Annotated in this window: 18 protein-coding genes and 1 riboswitch; of the genes, 11 read left to right on the top strand and 7 right to left on the bottom strand. The window is 58.1% G+C overall.

Features of this window, described 5'->3' with window-relative positions:
- Positions 1-72: 72 nt before the first annotated feature.
- Positions 73-2,691: a cation-translocating P-type ATPase gene (locus B5F22_RS02290; protein ID WP_087390356.1), complete on the top strand. Its 2,619-nt coding sequence runs from the start codon at positions 73-75 to the stop codon at positions 2,689-2,691.
- 66 nt (positions 2,692-2,757) lie between these two features.
- Here B5F22_RS02290 and B5F22_RS02285 read toward each other — a convergent pair whose 3' ends face one another.
- From B5F22_RS02285 to udp, 4 genes are all read right to left on the bottom strand, one after another.
- On the bottom strand, positions 2,758-3,132 hold the full coding sequence (locus B5F22_RS02285) for a PH domain-containing protein (protein ID WP_087228799.1): 375 nt from the start codon (positions 3,130-3,132) through the stop codon (positions 2,758-2,760).
- Positions 3,133-3,234: 102 nt separating this feature from the next.
- The gene (locus B5F22_RS02280) at positions 3,235-3,669 is read right to left on the bottom strand and encodes a helix-turn-helix transcriptional regulator (protein WP_204210486.1); all 435 of its coding nucleotides are present in this window, start codon (positions 3,667-3,669) and stop codon (positions 3,235-3,237) included.
- Between the two features lie 182 nt (positions 3,670-3,851).
- Complete coding sequence (locus tag B5F22_RS02275; RefSeq protein ID WP_242955036.1) at positions 3,852-4,616, bottom strand: M15 family metallopeptidase; 765 nt, start codon at positions 4,614-4,616, stop codon at positions 3,852-3,854.
- A gap of 171 nt (positions 4,617-4,787) precedes the next feature.
- Positions 4,788-5,543 (bottom strand): uridine phosphorylase, encoded by a 756-nt coding sequence (gene udp / locus B5F22_RS02270; RefSeq protein WP_087390347.1) that lies wholly within the window; start codon positions 5,541-5,543, stop codon positions 4,788-4,790.
- A 171-nt stretch (positions 5,544-5,714) separates the two neighbouring features.
- Between udp and B5F22_RS02265 the strand changes: the two genes are divergently transcribed.
- The 7 genes from B5F22_RS02265 (at position 5,715) to B5F22_RS02235 (ending at position 15,298) form a co-directional block, all read left to right on the top strand.
- Complete coding sequence (locus B5F22_RS02265) at positions 5,715-6,386, top strand: spore surface glycoprotein BclB (protein WP_143482157.1); 672 nt, start codon at positions 5,715-5,717, stop codon at positions 6,384-6,386.
- 151 nt (positions 6,387-6,537) lie between these two features.
- A complete protein-coding gene (locus B5F22_RS02260; RefSeq protein WP_087228811.1) occupies positions 6,538-7,821 on the top strand; it encodes a response regulator in 1,284 nt (427 codons plus the stop codon).
- Positions 7,818-9,536: a sensor histidine kinase gene (locus B5F22_RS02255; protein ID WP_343223914.1), complete on the top strand. Its 1,719-nt coding sequence runs from the start codon at positions 7,818-7,820 to the stop codon at positions 9,534-9,536. Before B5F22_RS02260 ends, B5F22_RS02255 begins: the two co-directional genes overlap by 4 nt.
- Positions 9,523-10,509 carry a substrate-binding domain-containing protein gene (locus B5F22_RS02250; RefSeq protein WP_087390340.1) on the top strand — a complete coding sequence of 329 codons (987 nt, stop codon included), beginning with the start codon at positions 9,523-9,525 and terminating at the stop codon, positions 10,507-10,509. The genes B5F22_RS02255 and B5F22_RS02250 overlap by 14 nt, the downstream gene beginning before the upstream one ends.
- Before the next feature lie 174 nt (positions 10,510-10,683).
- A complete protein-coding gene (locus B5F22_RS02245; RefSeq protein ID WP_087390336.1) occupies positions 10,684-11,937 on the top strand; it encodes a substrate-binding domain-containing protein in 1,254 nt (417 codons plus the stop codon).
- A 184-nt stretch (positions 11,938-12,121) separates the two neighbouring features.
- Positions 12,122-13,627 carry a sugar ABC transporter ATP-binding protein gene (locus tag B5F22_RS02240; RefSeq protein WP_087390334.1) on the top strand — a complete coding sequence of 502 codons (1,506 nt, stop codon included), beginning with the start codon at positions 12,122-12,124 and terminating at the stop codon, positions 13,625-13,627.
- 15 nt (positions 13,628-13,642) lie between these two features.
- Positions 13,643-15,298: a galactoside ABC transporter permease gene (locus tag B5F22_RS02235; RefSeq protein ID WP_087390331.1), complete on the top strand. Its 1,656-nt coding sequence runs from the start codon at positions 13,643-13,645 to the stop codon at positions 15,296-15,298.
- A gap of 69 nt (positions 15,299-15,367) precedes the next feature.
- On the opposite strand, the gene B5F22_RS02230 is transcribed toward B5F22_RS02235, so the two are convergent.
- The 3 genes from B5F22_RS02230 to B5F22_RS02225 are packed head-to-tail and all read right to left on the bottom strand — an operon-like array spanning position 15,368 to position 16,616.
- On the bottom strand, positions 15,368-15,862 hold the full coding sequence (locus tag B5F22_RS02230) for a cytidylate kinase-like family protein (RefSeq protein WP_275532472.1): 495 nt from the start codon (positions 15,860-15,862) through the stop codon (positions 15,368-15,370).
- An 18-nt stretch (positions 15,863-15,880) separates the two neighbouring features.
- On the bottom strand, positions 15,881-16,012 hold the full coding sequence (locus B5F22_RS12720) for a hypothetical protein (protein ID WP_275532469.1): 132 nt from the start codon (positions 16,010-16,012) through the stop codon (positions 15,881-15,883).
- A complete protein-coding gene (locus tag B5F22_RS02225) occupies positions 15,999-16,616 on the bottom strand; it encodes a TetR/AcrR family transcriptional regulator (RefSeq protein ID WP_158096581.1) in 618 nt (205 codons plus the stop codon). The genes B5F22_RS12720 and B5F22_RS02225 overlap by 14 nt, the downstream gene beginning before the upstream one ends.
- A 165-nt stretch (positions 16,617-16,781) precedes the next feature.
- Positions 16,782-16,889: riboswitch (TPP riboswitch) on the top strand.
- Between the two features lie 53 nt (positions 16,890-16,942).
- On the opposite strand from B5F22_RS02225, the gene thiM reads away from it, so the two are divergent.
- The 3 genes from thiM to B5F22_RS02210 are packed head-to-tail and all read left to right on the top strand — an operon-like array spanning position 16,943 to position 19,044.
- On the top strand, positions 16,943-17,773 hold the full coding sequence (gene thiM, locus B5F22_RS02220; protein ID WP_087390324.1) for a hydroxyethylthiazole kinase: 831 nt from the start codon (positions 16,943-16,945) through the stop codon (positions 17,771-17,773).
- Positions 17,754-18,413: a thiamine phosphate synthase gene (gene thiE, locus B5F22_RS02215; protein WP_087390321.1), complete on the top strand. Its 660-nt coding sequence runs from the start codon at positions 17,754-17,756 to the stop codon at positions 18,411-18,413. The genes thiM and thiE overlap by 20 nt, the downstream gene beginning before the upstream one ends.
- Complete coding sequence (locus B5F22_RS02210) at positions 18,406-19,044, top strand: HAD family phosphatase (protein ID WP_087390318.1); 639 nt, start codon at positions 18,406-18,408, stop codon at positions 19,042-19,044. Before thiE ends, B5F22_RS02210 begins: the two co-directional genes overlap by 8 nt.

Below are 19,044 nucleotides of genomic sequence, written 5' to 3'. Positions count from 1 at the left end.
GGCAGTTGGCGGAGGGTCTTTTTTATTTTGCCTCTCCGCCCCCAACTCAACACATGGAAGGAAGGAATACCAATGACAGACGCCTACTACAAACAAACCCCACAGCAGGCCCTGGAGACTCAGAAAACCAGTGCCAACGGACTGTCTGGCCAGGAAGCCCAAGCTCGGGCCCAGCAGTTCGGCCCCAACCAGCTGGCTGAGGGCGAGAAAAAGGGTGTGCTCCAGGTCTTTGCCGAGCAGTTCAAAGACCTACTGGTGATCATCCTCATCATCGCTGCCCTCATCTCCGCCGCCTCCGGCAATCTGGAGAGCACCATTGTCATCATCGCCGTGCTCATCCTCAACGCCATTCTGGGTACCGTGCAGTACTTCAAGGCGGAAAAATCCCTGGAGAGCCTGAAAGCCATGTCCTCCCCCACAGCGAAAGTGCTACGGGACGGCAAGCGCATGGAGATCCCCTCCACCCAGATCGTCCCCGGCGACATCGTGCTGCTGGAGGCCGGCGACATGGTGGTGGCCGACGGCCGCATTCTGGAAAACTACTCCCTCAAGGTCAATGAGAGCTCCCTCACCGGTGAGAGCGAAGGCGTGGACAAGATCGCCGACGTCATCCACGCCGACCAGGTGGCTCTGGGCGACCAGAAGAACATGGTCTTCTCCGGCTCCCTGGTCACCTATGGCCGTGCCACCGTGCTGGTCACCGCCACCGGCATGAACACCGAGCTAGGTAAGATCGCCACCTTGATGAATCAGACCCAGCAGCGCAAGACCCCCCTCCAGGAGAGCCTGGACAACTTCAGCGCCAAGCTGGCCATCGTCATCATGGTCATCTGCGCCATCGTCTTTGGCCTGTCCGTGTTCCGCAGCAACATGGAGATTCTGGATGCTCTGATGTTTGCCGTGGCTCTGGCCGTGGCCGCCATCCCCGAGGCCCTGTCCTCCATCGTTACCATCGTGCTGGCCATGGGTACCCAGAAGATGGCCAAACAAAACGCCATCATGAAGGACCTGAAGGCCGTGGAGAGCCTGGGCTGCGTGTCCGTCATCTGCTCGGATAAGACCGGCACCCTGACCCAGAACAAGATGACTCCCCAAAAGGTGTACGCCGACGGCGCTCTGGTGGAGGGCAAGGACTTAAACCTGGCCAACCACGTCCAGCGCCTGCTTCTGAAGGCCGCTCTGCTGGCCAGCGACGCCACCCACGAGGAGGAGACCGGCACCTCCATCGGCGACCCCACCGAGGTGGCCCTGGTGATGTTGGGCGAGCACTTCGGGGTGGAAGAGGTGACTTACCGAGTGCAGCACCCCCGTCTGGGCGAGCTGGCCTTCGACTCCGACCGCAAGCTCATGAGTACCCTCCACGACATTGACGGCGTCCCCACCCTCTTCACCAAGGGTGCCATGGACGTGCTGCTGGACCGCTCCAAGTGGCTGCTCACCAGCGAGGGCCGGGTGCCTCTGACCCAGGAGATGAAAGAGGAGATCGGCCGGGTCAACACCCAGCTGTCCACCGAGGGCCTGCGTGTGCTGGCCTTCGCCTACCGGGAGCTGGACGCCATTCGTCCCCTGTCCCTGGACGATGAACAGGAATTCACCTTCCTGGGCCTCATCTCCATGATCGACCCGCCCCGCCCCGAGGCCATTCAGGCCGTGGCAGACGCCAAGCAGGGCGGCATTCGCACCATCATGATCACCGGCGACCACAAGATTACCGCCACCGCCATCGCCAAACAGTTGGGCATCTTCCAGGAGGGCGATCAGGCCCTGTCCGGTGTGGAGCTGGACAACATGACCGACGAGCAGCTGGACGCCTGCCTGGCCTCTGTCTCCGTCTACGCCCGTGTGTCCCCGGAGCACAAAATCCGCATCGTCAACGCCTGGCAGCGCCGGGGTAACATCGTGTCCATGACCGGTGACGGCGTCAACGACGCCCCCGCCCTGAAAAAGGCCGACATCGGCGTGGCCATGGGCATCACCGGCACCGAGGTGTCCAAGGATGCCGCCTCCATGATTCTGGCCGACGACAACTTTGCCACCATCGTCAAGGCGGTGGTCAACGGCCGCAGCGTGTACGCCAACATTAAAAACGCCATTCAGTTCCTGCTCTCCGGCAACACCGCCGGTATCTTCTGCGTGGTGTACGCCTCCCTGATGGCCCTGCCCGCTCCCTTTGAGGCCGTGCACCTGCTGTTTATCAACCTGCTCACCGACTCCCTGCCCGCCATCGCCATCGGCATGGAGCCCGCCCGCCGTGGGCTGCTCAACCAGAAGCCCCGTGACCCCAAGGAGCCCATCCTCGCCCGGCCTCTGCTGGCCCGTATCGGCATCCAGGGTCTGTTCATCGCCATTGTCACCATGATTGCCTTCTATCTGGGCTATCAGAATGGCGACGCCGCTCTGGCTACCACCATGGCCTTCTCCACTCTGACTCTGGCCCGCCTGTTCCACGGCTTCAACTGCCGAGGCGCCGAGTCCATCTTCCGGCTGAAGTTCTCCAGCAATAAGGCCTCCATCTGGGCCTTCCTGGCTGGCGTGGTACTGCTGATGCTGGTGCTCTTTGTCCCCGGTCTCAACTCCCTGTTTATGGTCTCCCCCGCCTTTGGGGTGGCCAACCTGGGCGAGATCGTGGGCCTGGCCCTCATCCCCACCATCGTGATCCAGATTGCCAAGGTGATTATGGAGCGCAAGTAATCCCATAAGAAAAAGAGACTCCAGGTTCCATTACGGAACATGGAGTCTCTTTTTGTCTCTGGAAGGTTACAGCGCATACTGGGAGATCACGGAACAGATACGGGCCACATCCGCTCCAGCCGTGAACTCAAACCGGACCCGGCCCAGGCTGCTGAACCACAGCTCCAGCTCACTGTCCAGGTCAAACACCCCGGAGGTCTCCACGGAAAAGGCCTGAATCCGCTTATAGGGCAGCGAGGTGTAGTCGGTCCGCTTTCCCGTCAGCCCCTGCATATTGATGGTGATCACCCGCCGGTTGGTGAATACCACGCCATCCCGCACGGTACGGAAGGAGGCCACCATCTCCTCCCCCGGCGCAAACATAGGCGTGAGGCGCTGGGCGTAGGTGTCATTGTCCACTTCTTTCAGCTTGAGAAAGTCGGCGTTTTCAAAGTCAATCATGCTTTTGCCCCCTTTTATCTGAGTATGCACATAGTAACACAGCTTTGTTCCTTTGTCCATCACTCAAAAGCCCGTACCATAGTCAAACTCTCAAATCGCTGGTCATTCCTTGTTCTGTTTGCTTTGCCTGTTCAGAGACAAGATCCAAAGCAAAAACGTCACCCCCAACAAACCCCATGGTGTGGCTCCGCTGAGAAAATCCACCACTGGATAACCTTCCAAGGCATGGCCCAGTATCAGGACGAGGATTCCCACTAAAATGGAGATCCACGCCACGGTGAGGACCGTTTTTTCAGCCTTTCTCTGCTCCGCTTCCTTTTCCATGTTTTCCAACATCGCCTTGTCTCCTTTCAACAACTCGTCCAGGCTAATTTGATACACCTCACTGATCCGAAGAACGCTCAAAATGTCTGGCAGCGACTTCCCTGTCTCCCAGTTTGAAATGGTCTGTCTGGACACCATCAATTGTTCTGACATTTGTGACTGGGTGAGTTGATGTTCTTCTCGGGCCTTTCTCAGCTTGTCTCCAATCTGCATATCCATCCTCCTCTGATCTTCAGTTTAACAAATCGGCCGATGTTTTTTCCATCAAAAGGCTTTGACAAGAGGGTAAAACTCTTGTCAAAATGCTTTTACCTAACAGCCGTTTAAAAAAACGATCGTCCTTGTATGCCTCAGCAAACAACGACGACCGATTTTCACCTTATGCTTTTTCGTTTTTATGCAGTTTGTGCCACGCCCAGGTACTCCTCCAAGCACAGTCCACTCTGGTGTACCTTGGTGGCCAACTCCACCCCCAGGTAGCGGATGTGCCAGGGCTCGTACTGATACCCAGTGATGTCTTCCTTCCCCTTGGGATAGCGGATGATGAACCCGTACTCGTGGGCGTGGTTGGCCAGCCAGCGTCCCGCTGGGGTGTCCGCAAATTGCAGGTCCACCCAACCCACATCAAAGGCCAGTCCGGTCTGATGCTCCGAGTGGCCCGGCCAAGCGGAGTAGGTGTCCGCTTTCTCCACGCCGTCCACCGCCACATAGTCGTTGTACAGCTCCTCCTGGGTCTCAAAGGAACGGTATCCGCTCATCAGGTCCATGGAATAGCCAGCCCACCGAGCCGCCCGCTGAAGCTTGAGCAAGGCCTGATAGGCTGTGGCGTCCTCCCCGTTTCCATAATCCCGGGGCAGGGCATACTCTTTATTGACCAGCAGTACGCCATCCACATAGGTGGGCTCTACCGTCTCATAGTACTCGTAGCTCTTTCCACTGGGGGCCAGCGGTCCCTCCGGCTCCTCCACCGCGGCAATTCCCTTGCCCCCTACCTCGGGGGTACGGGTGGGTTCCGGGGTGGCCTCCACCTCCGTTTTCTGCTGTTCTGCGATGGGATGTTCCTGGGGCTGCTGGGCCATTCCTGCCGTGCACCCGCTGGTCAAGAGAAACGCTCCCAACAAGGCACTGAGCAGAATTCCTTTGCGTATTGAATGTTTCACCGATTGTCCTCCTGTTGTGTATCCAGCCAATGATCGGGCTGTACCAAGGGCTGTTAAGTGATATCCCTTTCACCAAAACAGAGAGTCCTCCCTGTCCGGTACACGCTATCATACACCACAAAAGGCCGCATGTCAATAATTACCATATGTTTACAGGGCATATTTTCCCTCTCACTGCCCATCCTGAGCCATGAGTTCCGCCACCGCCTGAACGGCCAGGTGGATAACCCCCTGGGTGTCGTGGCACTCCTCGTGGGGCAGGCCCGCCTTGTCCCGCTCCTGGTTCCAGATGCACAGCATGACGGCCCCCGCCCGCACCCGCAGCACTGAAGCCACGGTGAACAGGGCTGCCGTCTCCATCTCGCTGGCCAGAGCGCCTCCCTGAATCCAGGCATCCCACTTGGAGAGCAGCTCATAGCTCACTGGCATGCGCTGGGGGGAGTGCTGGCCATAGAAACTGTCCTTGCACTGCACCACTCCCACATGGTGGCGCTGGCCCAGCCGGAGGGCCGCCTGTTTCAGGGCGGCCGTCACATCGAAGTCCGCCACAGCCGGGTACTCAATGGGCAGGTATTCCCGGCTGGTGCCGTCCTGGCGAATGGCAGCCTGGACAATCACCGCATCCCCAGCCCGCACCTGCTGCTGCATGCCGCCGCTGGTACCCACGCGAATCATGGTCTTGATGCCCAGCTGGGCCAGCTCTTCCACCGCAATGGCGGTGGACGGTCCGCCGATGCCGTGGGACATTACCAGCACTGGCCGGCCCTGCACATAGCCCAGGAAGCTGGTGTATTCCCGGTTCTGGCCCAGGCGTTTGGGCCGCTCCAGGTGCTGAGCGATGGCCTCAATGCGGCCGGGGTCTCCTGCCAGGATGGCATATTCCGCCCCCTCCAGCATGGGCGCATCCAATTGAATGTGGTACTGCATGCCTTCACTCCTCTCCGGTAAATCCAGGGCGATCTCGCCGCCCCATACCTTATATGAATTCTATTGTACACCTCCCCCACCGTTCGTCAACGGAAATTTCGCGGTTTGCTGAAACCATTTCTGTAAATGGAGCATAGCATGGGGTAGCCTACCGAAGTAAGGAGGATTTCCATGCGCCGACACTGTTCCTGTCACTGTCCGGTCTGCCGTGCAAGCCGCAACGTCTGTTCTCCCCTCTGCTCCCTCTATATCCCCCAGCCCTGTGTCTGTCCACCTGGGCCTCCCGGAGTCGCCGCCACGGTGACCATTGGCACGGTCACCACTGGGGCCCCGGGCACTCCGGCGGAGGTGACCAATTCCGGCACCGCCCAAAACGCCGTGCTCAACTTCACCATTCCCCAGGGCCTGCCCGGTGCCACTCAGCCCGTCAGTCTGGTGTCCTCCTACTCCACCCCGCCCCAGCCCGGGGCCTCCGGTATCCCCATCACCTTTGACCGCAACGCTCTGAGCCTGGGCACTGACATCAGCCACACCTCGGGCAGTGACACCTTCACCATCAACCAGCCCGGGGTGTACTCGGTGGAGTTTCACGGCGTCATCACCCCCACCGCCAACAACACCTTTCCCGTAAACATCAATACCTCCTTGGAGGTCAACGGCTCGGTGCAGCCCGGGGCCTCGGTGCCCTTCACCTTTCAAAATGCCACCCAGTCCTCGGAGGTGTCCTTCACCGTCCCCATCTCGGTCACTGACGTGCCCACCACCCTCCAGGTAGCCCCCTTTGGCGGCAACTATCTGGCCGATGCCGTATCTATGACCGTCACCCGGCTGGGAAACAGCTGATTTTACAATTCCCTCCAAGAAGTGTTTGTCTCTGCCCTGCAAATCTGCTATACTAAAAAGAAGTCTGCAATCATTTTTTGTCCATTCCGTTGGGTACCACCCTGTGTGTGCTTCCACCCTTCTGAGACATAGAGAAAGGATCGATACCCCCATGGCCACTAAGACACTGTACACGGTCATTGTCGCCGATGACGAGGACGAACTCCGGGAAGCCGTATGCTCCATGATTCCATGGCAGGAGTACGGATTCAATCTATTGGGCAGCGCCAGCAACGGACTGGATGCCCTCCAGCTGGTGGAGCAATATGAGCCGGATCTGCTGCTCACCGATATCCGCATGCCTTTTATCTCGGGCATTGAGCTGGCCCGCCATGTGCGAGAGGTACGCCCTGCCACCAACATCGCCTTTCTCAGCGGCTACGATGATTTTGAATATGCCAAGCAGGCCATTCAGTACAACATCATCAGCTACATGCTCAAGCCCCTGACGCTGGAAGGCCTGGGGGCTGAGCTGCGCATCATCCGCCAGAAGATCGATGCCCAGTTCGCCATGTTCCGCCAGGCCTCCTCCCGTAATGTAGAGCACGATCTCCAGGCCGCCATGCTCATGCCCCTGGTGCTGGATGCCTACTCCGAGCCAGGCAACGAGGAGCAGGCCCTGGAATACGGCCGCCAGTGCGGCCTGTTGCGGGACAACCTGGACAAGCCCTGCTACACGGTGATGGTGTCCTCCCTGCTGGACGACGAGGGAAACAACTGCACCACCCCCGCCTTTGTGGCGTCGGTGGACACTCTGGCCGCCAAATACCTGCGGGGCCTGAGCTTTTTCTCCGCTGGCAAGGTCATCTCGGTCCTGCTGGGCAACCCCTCGGACTTTGAGGAGTATCTGCACATTCTGGCCGACGAGATTCCCCAGATGGCCTCCCGCATTTTGGGCCGACGCTGCCGCATCGGGGTCAGCCGCATGGTACGCTCCCTCACCGCCCTGCACGGTGCCTACAAGGAGGCCATGGAGGCCCTGCGCCAAGGGGACCCGTCGGAGAGCTGCGTGCAGTTTATCAGCGACTTGGCCCCCTCCATCAAAGGCGGAAACAACCTGTGTCAGCGGGCCCTGGAGGCTCTGGACCAGCACTATATGGACGTCAACCTCTCTCTGGTGTCCCTGAGCGCCATGCTGGACGTCAGCCCCAACCACTTAAGCTCCTGCATCAAGAAATATGCCGGAGAGACCTTTATCAACATTCTCATCCGCAAGCGCATGGAAGCGGCCCGGGAACTGCTCATCAACTCCAATCTGAAAATCCAGGACATCTCCCAGCGCTGTGGCTACACCGATCAGCACTACTTCAGCTACTGCTTTAAGAAGTATTGCGGCGAGTCCCCCAATGCCCTGCGCCGCAGGCTGGAGGCGGAAAAGGCGGGTGGCCAGGCTTGAGCAAAAACAACGTCCAGACCGGCCTGCGCATCACCACCATCCTGGTAGCCATGGTGGTGGGGGTGGTGGCCATCACCCTGTGCTGCTTTCTGGCTTTGTTTTTAAACCGCTACCAGGAGGCCATGGTACAAAACGCCCGCACCACCAGTGTGCAGGCCGTGTCTCAGGTGTCCACCACCGTCTCCAACTACCTGTCCGATATGCGTCAGGCCATGGAACTGGTGGAGCAGTCCATGTCGGAGACCGACGAGAGCCGGGATGAGCTGCTGTCCGCCTTTCTGGAGTTCCGCCCCGACGTGGTGGCGGTGACCAGCTATTCCCACGACGGCCAGCTGCTCCAGTGCTGGTCCCCCGACCACGAACCCAAGGACAACATCCTCCAAAACCTCTCCTTTGATCTGGAGAAAGCCCAGGCCTCCCAGGGGCCCTACATGTCCGCTCCCCACGTGGAGAGTATTTTTGAGGGATACTACCCCTGGGTGGTCACCATGACTTCCCGCCTGCCCCAGGATGGCTCTGCCGCCTGGGTCTCCCTGGATCTGAGCTTTTCCAGCATCTCCAGCTATATGAATAATGTAAGCATTGGACAGCGGGGCTACTGCTTTTTGATGGACGGGGACGGCAACATGGTTTATCACCCCCAGCAGCAGTTGCTCTACTCCGGCTTGAAATCCGAGGACACGGCCAAGCTCTCTCAAATGGAGGACGGCGCTTGGGCCAATGACACCGTCATCTATTCCCTCACCAGTGTGGAGGGCAGCGATTGGCGGGTGGTGGGTGTCAGCTACGTGGACGAGCTGGTCAACCGCAACGTCAGCGAGATGGTGCACCTGTCCCTGCTCATTGCCGCCATGGTGCTTCTGGCCGCCCTGTTCACCAGCTGGCTGCTCTCCCGCCTGCTCTCCCGCCCCCTCCGGTCTCTGGAGTCTGCCATGGAGGACTTTGAGTCCGATGCCGACCACTTCGACTACTACCCCGTGGGCGGTACTCGGGAAGTACAGGAATTGTCCTGCTCCTTCGGTCACATGGTCATGCGCATTCAACAGCTGATGAACACCGTGCGGGAGGAGGAGGTCAATCTGCGGAAAACCGAGCTCAAGGCTCTGCAAGCCCAGATTAACCCCCATTTTCTCTACAACACCCTGGACTCCATCGCCTGGATGTGCGAGCAGGGTCGTAACGCCGATGCCGTGAAAATGGTCCACGCCCTGGCCCGTCTGTTCCGCATCAGCATTAGCAAGGGCCATGAGCTCATCCCCATTTCCAGGGAAATTGAGCACGCAGAGAGCTACCTGCAAATCCAGAAATACCGGTATAAAAACCAATTTACCTATCACTTCCACGTGGACCCCGAGTGCCTGCACTACCTGTGCAACAAAATCACCCTTCAGCCCATCATTGAAAACGCCATCAACCACGGATTAGATCTGCTGGTGGATGAAGGGCGCATTGACGTATACGTCCAGCAAGATGGGGAGGATATTGTCTTCCGGGTAGAGGACAATGGAGTGGGTATGAGCCAGGAGCAGATCGTGGCCATCCTGGAGCACGGCCCCAAGGAGCGCACCGGCATCGGGATCCGCAACGTCAACGACCGTCTGCAAATCTACTTTGGCAAGGAATACGGCCTCACCATTACCAGCAAGCTGGATGTGGGCACCTGTGTGGAAATTCGCATGCCGAAGCTTTGGGAGGGAAATTATGAAGGGAAATAAACGCACCCTGGCCGCACTCACAGCAGCCTTGTCCCTGCTGCTGTGCAGCTGTACTTCGACCTCCAGCATCTCTGCCCCCCACACCGTCACCCTCATCGCCAAATCCACCCAGACGGAGTTTTGGCTGTCGGTCTTTGCGGGAGCTGAGGCGGCAGCCACCGAGTACAACCTGGACCTCAACATCGTAGGCCCTGACGCCGAGGAGGACTACGAAACCCAGAATCAGATGGTGGAGGAAGCCGTTCAGGCAGGCACCGAGGCCCTGGTCTTCTCCGCCATCCACTATGACAACAACGCAGACGCCATTGATGCCGCCGCCCAAAAAGGGGTGAAGATCGTGGCCATTGACAGCAACGTGGACTCTCAGGCTGTGAGCACCTACATCGGTACGGACAACTATGCCGCCGGGCAGATGGCCGCTCAAGCCGCTCTCGCCCGGGTGGAGGGAGAACTGCACGTGGGCATTATCAACTATGATATCAGCTCTGCCAACGGCCAGGAACGTGAGCGGGGCGCCGTGGAGACGTTCACCCGCAGCGGTCGAGCCCAAGTGGTCAGTGTCATCAACACCCTGGCAGAGTCCCACATTGCCCAGACCGATACCACCGCCCTTCTCACCCAACACCCGGAGATCAACGTCCTTCTGGCCTTTAACGAGCCCACCAGCGTGGGCGCCGCCAAGGCCATCGAAAATCGGGATGCCGCCGATGACATCTTTTTGGTGGGTTTTGACTCCAACGTCAGTACCGTGGACGGCCTGCAAAACGGCACGGTCGATGCCCTCATCGTGCAAAATCCCTACGCCATGGGATACCTGGGCGTGGAGAGCGCATACAAGCTTCTCACAGGACAGAGTAAACAAGTGGCCCCCACCGTGGACACCTCCACGCAGATTGTCGATCGGAATAATTTATTCTCCATCGACAGCCAAAAAGCGCTTTTTGCCTTTGAACAGCGCAAAGACCCGTCATAGTGCACAATTTGAGCGTTCATTTTTTTCGCATGTTGTTCAGTTGGAATAATTTTTTGCCCTTCTTTCGGTGATTTTTCACCTTGTTTTCGCCAGGCAATTTCGGTAACATAGAGGACAAGAGATGGAGCTCGCGTATGCTCCGTCAATCACCTAAATTTGAAAAGGAGAATCGTTATGAAGAAGAAAGTGCTTGCTTTGTCTCTGGCCGCTGCTATGGCTTTCAGTCTGGCTGCCTGTGGTGGCGGCGGCGAGGGCGGCAGCGATACCGTCGCTAACAAGGATAAGCCCGTTGTCTGGTATAACCGTCAGCCCTCCAACTCCACCACCGGCGAGTTGAATACCGAGGCTCTGAACTTCAACGAGGACACCTACTACGTGGGCTTCGATGCCAACCAGGGTGCCGAGCTTCAGGGCCAGATGATTCTGGACTACATCAAGGCCAACATCGCTGACATCGACAAGAACAACGACGGCGTCATCGGCTACGTGCTGGCCATCGGCGACGTGGGCCACAACGACTCCATCGCACGTACCCGCGGCGTCCGCTCCGCTCTGGGCACTGCTGTGACCAAGGAGGATGGCACCATCGACTCTGAGGCTGTTGGTACCAACACTGACGGCTCCAGCACTCACGTTCAGGACGGCAAGCTGGAGATTGACGGCAAGACCTACACCGTCCGTGAGCTGGCCTCTCAGGAGATGAAGAACACCGCCGGTGCCACTTGGGACGCCGGTACCGCTGGTAACGCCATCACCACTTGGGCCTCCTCCTTCGGCGATCAGATCGATGTCATCGCCTCCAACAACGACGGCATGGGCATGTCCATGTTTACCGCTTGGTCCAACGAGAACGATGTCCCCACCTTCGGCTATGACGCCAACTCCGATGCCGTTAAGGCCATCGCCGACGGTTACGGCGGCACCATCAGCCAGCACGCCGACGTTCAGGCTTACCTGACCCTGCGTGTGATCCGCAACGCCCTGGACAACGTGGATATGGACACCGGTATCGGCACTGCTGACGCCGCTGGCAACGTGCTGAGCGAGGATGTCTACAAGTACGATGAGGCCACCCGTTCCTACTACGCCCTGAACGTGGCCGTCACTGGCGACAACTACAAGGACTTCCTGGACTCCACCGTGACCTGGGCTCCCGTCTCCAATCAGGTTGACAAGGAGACCAGCCCTGAGAAGAGCGTGTGGCTGAACACCTACAACTCCACCGATAACTTCCTGAGCTCCACCTACAAGCCCCTGCTGCAGAAGTACGACGACCTGCTGAACCTGAAGGTTGAGTACGTCGATGGCGACGGTCAGTCCGAGTCCAGCGTCATTAACAAGCTGGGTAACCCCTCCTCCTATGACGCTTTCGCCATCAACATGATCAAGACCGACAACGCCATTTCCTACACCAATCTGCTCCAGTAATGGATTGAGTCCGGATTCGGCAATATTCCCATTGGCTAATCAGTTATAGCATATGCTATTAGGGAGAAGGAATTCTCCGTCCAGGAGAAGAAGTTTCCTGTACGGCAGAAGGAATTCTCCCTAATAGTTTGTACGTGATAATCCCGGCAGGGTAACCTGTCAATCTGAAACAGGAGTAACGAGAATGGCAGAAGCAAAGAACGATATTGTCCTGTCGATTCGCGGTATGTGCAAGTCCTTCGGCCGTAACCGGGTGCTGGATCACATCAATCTGGACCTGAAACGCGGCTCCGTCATGGGCCTGATGGGCGAGAACGGCGCTGGTAAATCCACCATGATGAAGTGCCTGTTCGGTACATACCAAAAAGACGAGGGCAGAATTTACTTTGACGGCAAGGAGATCAACTTCTCCGGCCCCAAGGATGCCTTGGAAAACGGAATTGCCATGGTGCACCAGGAACTCAACCAGTGCTTGGAGCGCAACGTCATGGACAACCTGTTCCTGGGCCGATACCCCACCAAGGCTGGTGTCGTGGACGAGGGTGTCATGAAGAAAAAGGCCGCCGAGCTGTTCCGCAAGCTGGGTATGACGGTAAACCTGACCCAGCCCATGCGCAACATGTCGGTGTCCCAGCGGCAGATGTGTGAGATTGCCAAGGCCATCTCCTACAACGCCAAGGTCATCGTGCTGGACGAGCCCACCTCCTCCCTGACGGTGAAAGAGGTGGACAAGCTCTTTGAGATGATGCGGATGCTCCGAGATCAGGGCATCTCCCTGATTTACATCTCCCACAAGATGGACGAGATTTTTGAGATCTGTGATGAAATCTCGGTGCTGCGAGACGGTAACTTGGTCATGACCAAGCCTTCCAAGGAGACCAACATGGGCGAACTCATCAGCGCCATGGTGGGCCGTTCCCTGGAAAGCCGCTTCCCCCCGGTGGACAACACCCCCGGAGACACCATTTTGTCGGTGCAGCACCTGTCCACCAAGTTTGCCCCTCACCTCCAGGATATTTCCTTCGATGTGAAGGAGGGCGAGATTTTTGGTCTGTACGGTCTGGTGGGCGCTGGCCGTACCGAATTGATGGAGACCATCTTCGGCATCCGTACCCGTGCCTCTGGCCGTGTGTACTTCCGCAACAAGTTGATGAACTTCAACACCGCCAAAGAGGCCATCGACCATGGCTTCGCCCTCATCACCGAGGAGCGCAAGGCCAACGGTCTGTTCCTCAAGTGCGACTTGACCTTCAACACCACCATCGCCAACTTGAATCAGTACAAGAGTGGCGTGGCCCTGTCCGACCCCAAGATGGTAAAGGCCACCAACAAGGAGATCCGCACGATGCACACCAAGTGCATGGGCCCCGAGGATATGATCACCAGCCTGTCCGGTGGTAACCAGCAGAAGGTCATCTTCGGCCGCTGGCTGGAGCGAGAGCCCCAGATCTTCATGATGGACGAACCCACCCGCGGCATCGACGTGGGCGCCAAGTATGAGATCTATGAACTGATCATCAACATGGCCAAGCAGGGCAAGACCGTCATCGTGGTCTCCTCCGAGATGCCGGAGATCTTGGGCATCACCAACCGCATCGGCGTTATGTCCAACGGTCGCCTGTCTGGCATTGTCAACACCAAGGAGACCGACCAGGAAGAGCTCTTGAGATTGAGCGCAAAATACCTTTAATGGGAGAAGTTGTATATGGCACCTGTGAAAACAAATATTTTGACGGCTGAGCAGGAGGATAAGCTCCGCCAGTCCATCGACGAGTACGTCGGCAGCATCCAAGCAAAAATCGACGCCCTCCGGGCAGACGGCACTGACAAGGTGCTGGAAATTCAGAGCAACCTGGACAGCCTGAAGCGGGACCGCATCTACACCAAACAGGAAAAGGAATCCATCGCCGAGGGTTGGCGCAAGGAGCTGGAGAAGGCCAAGGCTGTGGAGGCCAAGAACAAGGCCGAGGTGTCCAAGCTCATTGCCGACGCCGAAACCTATTTGAAGGCCCACTTCAACCAGGACTACTTCCAGTACGTGGCCGCCAGCTGCAAGGAGGAGAAGTCCTTCGCCCAGGAGAAGTATCGTGCCACCGTGGCTGAGCTGAACCAGGAGCACCAGAAGGCCCTGTCCAAGCTCACCGATGCCCACGAGATCAAGGACGAGAAGTACGTCCACAAAAACCGCCTCTTTGACGCTAAGATGCAGCTGTCCAAGGACCTCCAGGAGGTCAAGGATCGCCGCCACGCCGCCTATGAGCATAAGTTCCACCTCATTGACCTGCTGCGGATGTCCAGATTCACCGTGGGCGAATCTCTTGCCCAGAAGGTGGAGAACTACCGCTACACCTTCAATACCCGGAACTTCCTGCTGAAGAACGGTCTGTATCTGGCCATTCTGGTTATCTTCATCGCCCTGTGCTTCATCACCCCCGCTGTCAAGGGTGTTCAGCTGCTCACCGTGAACAATGTCCTGAACATCCTCCAGCAGGCCTCTCCCCGTATGTTCCTGGCTCTGGGCGTGGCTGGTCTGATCATGCTGGCCGGTACCGACCTGTCCATCGGCCGTATGATGGGCATGGGCATGACCGCTGCCACCATCATCATGCACCAGGGTATCAACACCGGCTCTGTGTTTGGCCATGTGTTTGACTTCACCGGCATGTCTATTCCTGCTCGTGTGGTCCTGGCTCTGGTGGTCTGCATCGTGCTGTGCACCATCTTCACCACCATCGCTGGTTTCTTTACCGCCAAGTTCAAGATGCACCCCTTCATCGCCACCATGGCCAACATGCTGGTTATCTTCGGTCTGGTCACTTATGCTACCAAGGGCGTGTCCTTCGGCGCCATTGAGACCACCATTCCCAGCATGATCATCCCCAAGATCGGCAAGTTCCCCACCATCATCCTGTGGGCTGTGGCTGCCATCCTCATCGTGTGGTTCATCTGGAACAAGACCACTTTTGGTAAGAACCTGTACGCCGTGGGCGGCAACCCCGAGGCTGCTTCCGTGTCCGGTATCTCCGTGTTCGCCGTCACCGTGGGCGCCTTTATCCTGGCCGGTATCCTCTATGGCTTCGGCTCCTGGCTGGAGTGTATCCGCATGGTGGGCTCCGGTTCCGCTGCTTACGGCCAAGGCTGGGAAATGGACGCCATCGCCGCTGCCGTTGTGGGCGGTGTGTCCTTCACCGGTGGTATCGGTAAGATCTCCGGCGTTGTGGTCGGTGTGTGTATCTTCACCGCTCTGACTTACTCCCTGACCACCCTGGGTATCGACACCAACCTGCAGTTCGTGTTCTCCGGCATCATCATCCTGGTGGCCGTCACTCTGGACTGCTTGAAGTACGTGCAGAAGAAGTAATTCTTCCCTCTTACTACATCAAAAAGTCCCCATCGCACAGATGTGCGATGGGGACTTTTTGATGCCCAATTATGTCGCTGTAGCCTTGCATCGCTGCTGATACAGGGCTGCAATCATATCCACACAGGGCTCAATGCCCAGTCTTCCGCTGTCCAAGCACAGGTCATAGTTATCTGCCTGCCCCCACTGAGTGCCTGTGTACAGCTCATAGAATTCCTTACGCTTCTGATCTTTGTCGTGGAGGCGCTGGATAGGGGATTCCTCTCGCTGGCCGTACACTGTGACAATGCGCTCGGCTCGCTTCTCGTCAGAGGCATGGATAAACACGGTGAGACAGTCGGCGGTGTTGCGCAAGATGTAGTCCGCGCATCGGCCCACAATGACGCAGGGCTCCTTCTCTGCCAGATCGGTGACCACCTTCTTCTGTGCAAACCACATCTTATCCATATCAGACTGCCCGTCCCGGTTTCGTCCGCTGGCGGCGTTACCATAGAGGGTATCTGCGGTGGTGTATCCGGCGTACTTCTCCACGTACTCTTTGGCTAAACCAGTTTCGGCGGCGATCTGGTTGGGATCGCCAATCTACCCGATGAAAAAGGTATCCGCCAAGCTGTACAGAATCACAATCATTTGGCTGACCACGGTGGGAATGGCCAGCTTGGCCACCGCCTTCCCCACCGGCATGGTGGTAAATAGTTCGTTATTCTTCGTCATGGTTTCTCTCTCCTGCTCTGTTCTTCTCTCCTGCATCCACCTCAGCGTGGAGTCCGTCCAGGAAACACTGAATGGCAATGTCCCGGCTCTCCCCCACATCGGTGGTATCGTAGTAATAAAAATATCCCAAGTCCTCCTGGGCAATGAACCCGTGGAGGATGGCACGGAACACCCGCTGCCAGTGGGCCACCCGCTCCTGGGGCAGACCATAGCCGGAGAGCACCTCCACCGCCGTTTTCAGAAGCGGCAGAGCCAGTTCCTTGGCCTGGTCATCCTCCTGGGAGGGGATGGACATCATCAGCCGATACAGCCCCTTATTCTCCACCACAAAGGCGTGGTAGGCCTGGGCAAACGCCCGCACCGCCTGGTCCCTCTCCTTCCCTGCCACCGCTGCCTCCTGATGGGCCACAAATTTGTCAATGGCATAGCGGAACACCTCTCGCTGGAGCTGTCGGGTATTTTGTATGTGGTTGTACAGAGACGGGGTCTTTACCCCCAGCCTGCGGGCCAACTCATGGAGCGACACGGTGGGTTGTCCCGTGTGTTCCATGCAGGCCACCGCCTCGGACACAATGACCTCTCTGGTCAATCCCTTTGCACTCATATTCATTCCTCCAAAAACTAATAGCATTAGTTGTCAATCAAAACCACGCCGTTACAAGTAATTACTCCGTTTTCACCAGTATTGTCTCTTCTTGCCCAGGTATTTCACAAGAAAAATTTACAGTATTTTCTCTTCTCCCCTTGCCTTTGGACCAGAGAAGCCCTATAATACCCTTTGGGGAGCTTGTACACAGGCTGAGAGGATGGTGTGACCATCGACCCGTGAACCTGATGCGGGTAATGCCGACGTAGGAAGCTTGTGAGAGATTCGTTGGGAGACAGCCTGCCAGGTCGTCTCCCATTTTTCTTTGGAAGGAAGTAGAACACATGAATCGCTTCACACAACCGCTGGGTCAGGTGCACGCCGTCGCTCCCCTGGTCCAGTGCATCACCAACTTTGTCACCGTCAACGACTGCGCCAACATCATTTTGGCCTCTGGCGCTTCCCCCTCCATGGCCCAGGATATCCGGGAAGTGGAGGAGGCCGTATGCGGCGCCCACGCCCTGGTGTGCAACATGGGGGCCATGGACTTTGTGGACTCCATGATCTTAGCAGGGCGTAAGGCCAACGAGCTGGGCAAGCCCGTGGTACTGGACCCGGTGGCTGCCGGAGGTACTCAGCTGCGCCGGGATGAGTCCAAGCGCCTACTGGACCAGGTACAGTTTGCCGCCATCCGAGGCAACGCCTCGGAGATCCGCTTTTTGGCCGGCCAGCACGCCGTGGGCAGCGGTGTGGATGTGAGCGCCATGGACGCCATCACAAAGGAGAATTTGGGGGAGGCCGTGGAGATGGCCGCCACCCTGGCTGCACAGCTCCACACCGTGATTGCCATCTCCGGAGTGCTGGACATTGTCTCTGATGGGAATGAGACGGTGGTGCTGCGCAACGGCTGCGCCACCATGGCCCGTATCACAGGCAGCGGCTGCATGCTCACCTCCCTCATCGGGGCCTTCTGCGGCGCTCTGCCCCAGGACACCTTTGCCGCCACCGTGTCCGCCATGGCCGCCATGGGTGTGGCCGGTGAACTGGCGGAGGAACAGCGGCTGAAGAAGGGCACGGGCAACGCCACCTTCCGCACCGATCTCATCGACGGGATTTTTAACTTGACTGAGGAACAACTACAGGAGAAGATGCGCTATGAAGTTTACAAAAGATGAAATCCGCAGCTCCATGCTGCTCTACGCCGTCACTGACCGCATGTGGCTCAAGCCCGGCCAGACTCTGGTGGACGTGTGCCAGGAGGTGTTGGAGGGCGGCGCCACCTTCTTGCAGATTCGAGAGAAAGACCTGGATGCCTCTGCCTTTGAGCAGGAGGCCCAGGCCCTCAAAGAGCTGTGCGCCCGGTACCGTGTCCCCTTTGTAGTCAATGACAGCGTGGAAATCGCCCTGGACATCGACGCCGACGGGGTCCACGTGGGCCAGTCCGATATCCAGGGCCGGGACATTCGGGCCATGATTGGCCCGGACAAAATTCTGGGTATCTCCGCCGGGACTATTCAGGAGGCGGTGGCCGCCCAACAGGCCGGGGCGGACTACATCGGCGTAGGGGCTGTGTTCAACACCAGCACCAAGCAGGATGCCACCAGCCTGTCCATGGAGCAGCTCAAGGAGATTTGCGCCTCCGTGTCCATCCCTGTGGTGGGCATTGGCGGCATCAACGCCTCCAACCTGCTGGAGCTCTCCGGCAGCGGTGTGGACGGTGTGGCAGTGGTGTCTGCCATCTTTGCCGCCCCCAATCCCGGCGCCGCCACCGCCCAACTTCTGGAGTTGTCCCGAAAGATGGTGGCTCATGGATAAGAAGTTTGCCATTTTCGACCTGGACGGCACGCTGGTGGACTCCATGTCCTACTGGAGCCAGCTGGCGGAGGAGTACCTCCACAGCCGTGGGGTGGAGCAGGTCCCCAACCACATCTTAGAGGCCATCAAGCCCATGACCATGGAGGAGTCCGCCGATCTGTTCCGGCGGACCTTTGGGCTGGACATCACCTCCAGCCACATGGTGGCGGAAATGGAGCATATGATGGACCAGCACTACCGCAATGACATCCCCCTGAAAGACGGGGTTGCCGCCTATCTGGAAGGGCTGCACCAGGCGGGCACCACCATGTGTGTGGCCTCCGCCACCGCCGAGCCCCTGGTGGAGCTGTGCCTGTCCCGGCTGGGGGTACGGCACTACTTCCAGTTCCTCCTGTCCTGTGAGACGGTGGGGGTGGGCAAGACCCAGCCGGACATCTACCTCCAGGCCGCCCAACGCATGGGCTGCACCCCGGCCGAGACCGCCGTCTATGAGGACGCCGTCTATGCCGCCGCCACCGCCAAGAACGCCGGGTTCTATATCGTAGGCGTGTATGACCAGGATGCCAGCGCGCACTGGGAAGAGCTGCAAAGCCTGTCTGACGAGACCATTCCCAGTTTTGAGGAGGCGTAA

The organism is Pseudoflavonifractor sp. An187, from assembly GCF_002160275.1.
Classification (GTDB): Bacteria; Bacillota; Clostridia; order Oscillospirales; family Oscillospiraceae; genus Enterenecus; species Enterenecus faecium.
Note: the sequence above shows the minus strand (reverse complement) of the source record. Positions and strands in the feature narration are given on the sequence as shown.

Coding starts and splice junctions, on each gene's coding strand:
- B5F22_RS02290 (WP_087390356.1), top strand. CDS start 73: ATGACAGACGCCTACTACAAACAAACCCCACAGCAGGCCCTGGAGACT.
- B5F22_RS02285 (WP_087228799.1), bottom strand. CDS start 3,132: ATGATTGACTTTGAAAACGCCGACTTTCTCAAGCTGAAAGAAGTGGAC.
- B5F22_RS02280 (WP_204210486.1), bottom strand. CDS start 3,669: ATGCAGATTGGAGACAAGCTGAGAAAGGCCCGAGAAGAACATCAACTC.
- udp (WP_087390347.1), bottom strand. CDS start 5,543: ATGCAGTACCACATTCAATTGGATGCGCCCATGCTGGAGGGGGCGGAA.
- B5F22_RS02265 (WP_143482157.1), top strand. CDS start 5,715: ATGCGCCGACACTGTTCCTGTCACTGTCCGGTCTGCCGTGCAAGCCGC.
- B5F22_RS02260 (WP_087228811.1), top strand. CDS start 6,538: ATGGCCACTAAGACACTGTACACGGTCATTGTCGCCGATGACGAGGAC.
- B5F22_RS02250 (WP_087390340.1), top strand. CDS start 9,523: ATGAAGGGAAATAAACGCACCCTGGCCGCACTCACAGCAGCCTTGTCC.
- B5F22_RS02245 (WP_087390336.1), top strand. CDS start 10,684: ATGAAGAAGAAAGTGCTTGCTTTGTCTCTGGCCGCTGCTATGGCTTTC.
- B5F22_RS02240 (WP_087390334.1), top strand. CDS start 12,122: ATGGCAGAAGCAAAGAACGATATTGTCCTGTCGATTCGCGGTATGTGC.
- B5F22_RS02235 (WP_087390331.1), top strand. CDS start 13,643: ATGGCACCTGTGAAAACAAATATTTTGACGGCTGAGCAGGAGGATAAG.
- B5F22_RS12720 (WP_275532469.1), bottom strand. CDS start 16,012: ATGACGAAGAATAACGAACTATTTACCACCATGCCGGTGGGGAAGGCG.
- B5F22_RS02225 (WP_158096581.1), bottom strand. CDS start 16,616: ATGAGTGCAAAGGGATTGACCAGAGAGGTCATTGTGTCCGAGGCGGTG.
- thiM (WP_087390324.1), top strand. CDS start 16,943: ATGAATCGCTTCACACAACCGCTGGGTCAGGTGCACGCCGTCGCTCCC.
- thiE (WP_087390321.1), top strand. CDS start 17,754: ATGAAGTTTACAAAAGATGAAATCCGCAGCTCCATGCTGCTCTACGCC.
- B5F22_RS02210 (WP_087390318.1), top strand. CDS start 18,406: ATGGATAAGAAGTTTGCCATTTTCGACCTGGACGGCACGCTGGTGGAC.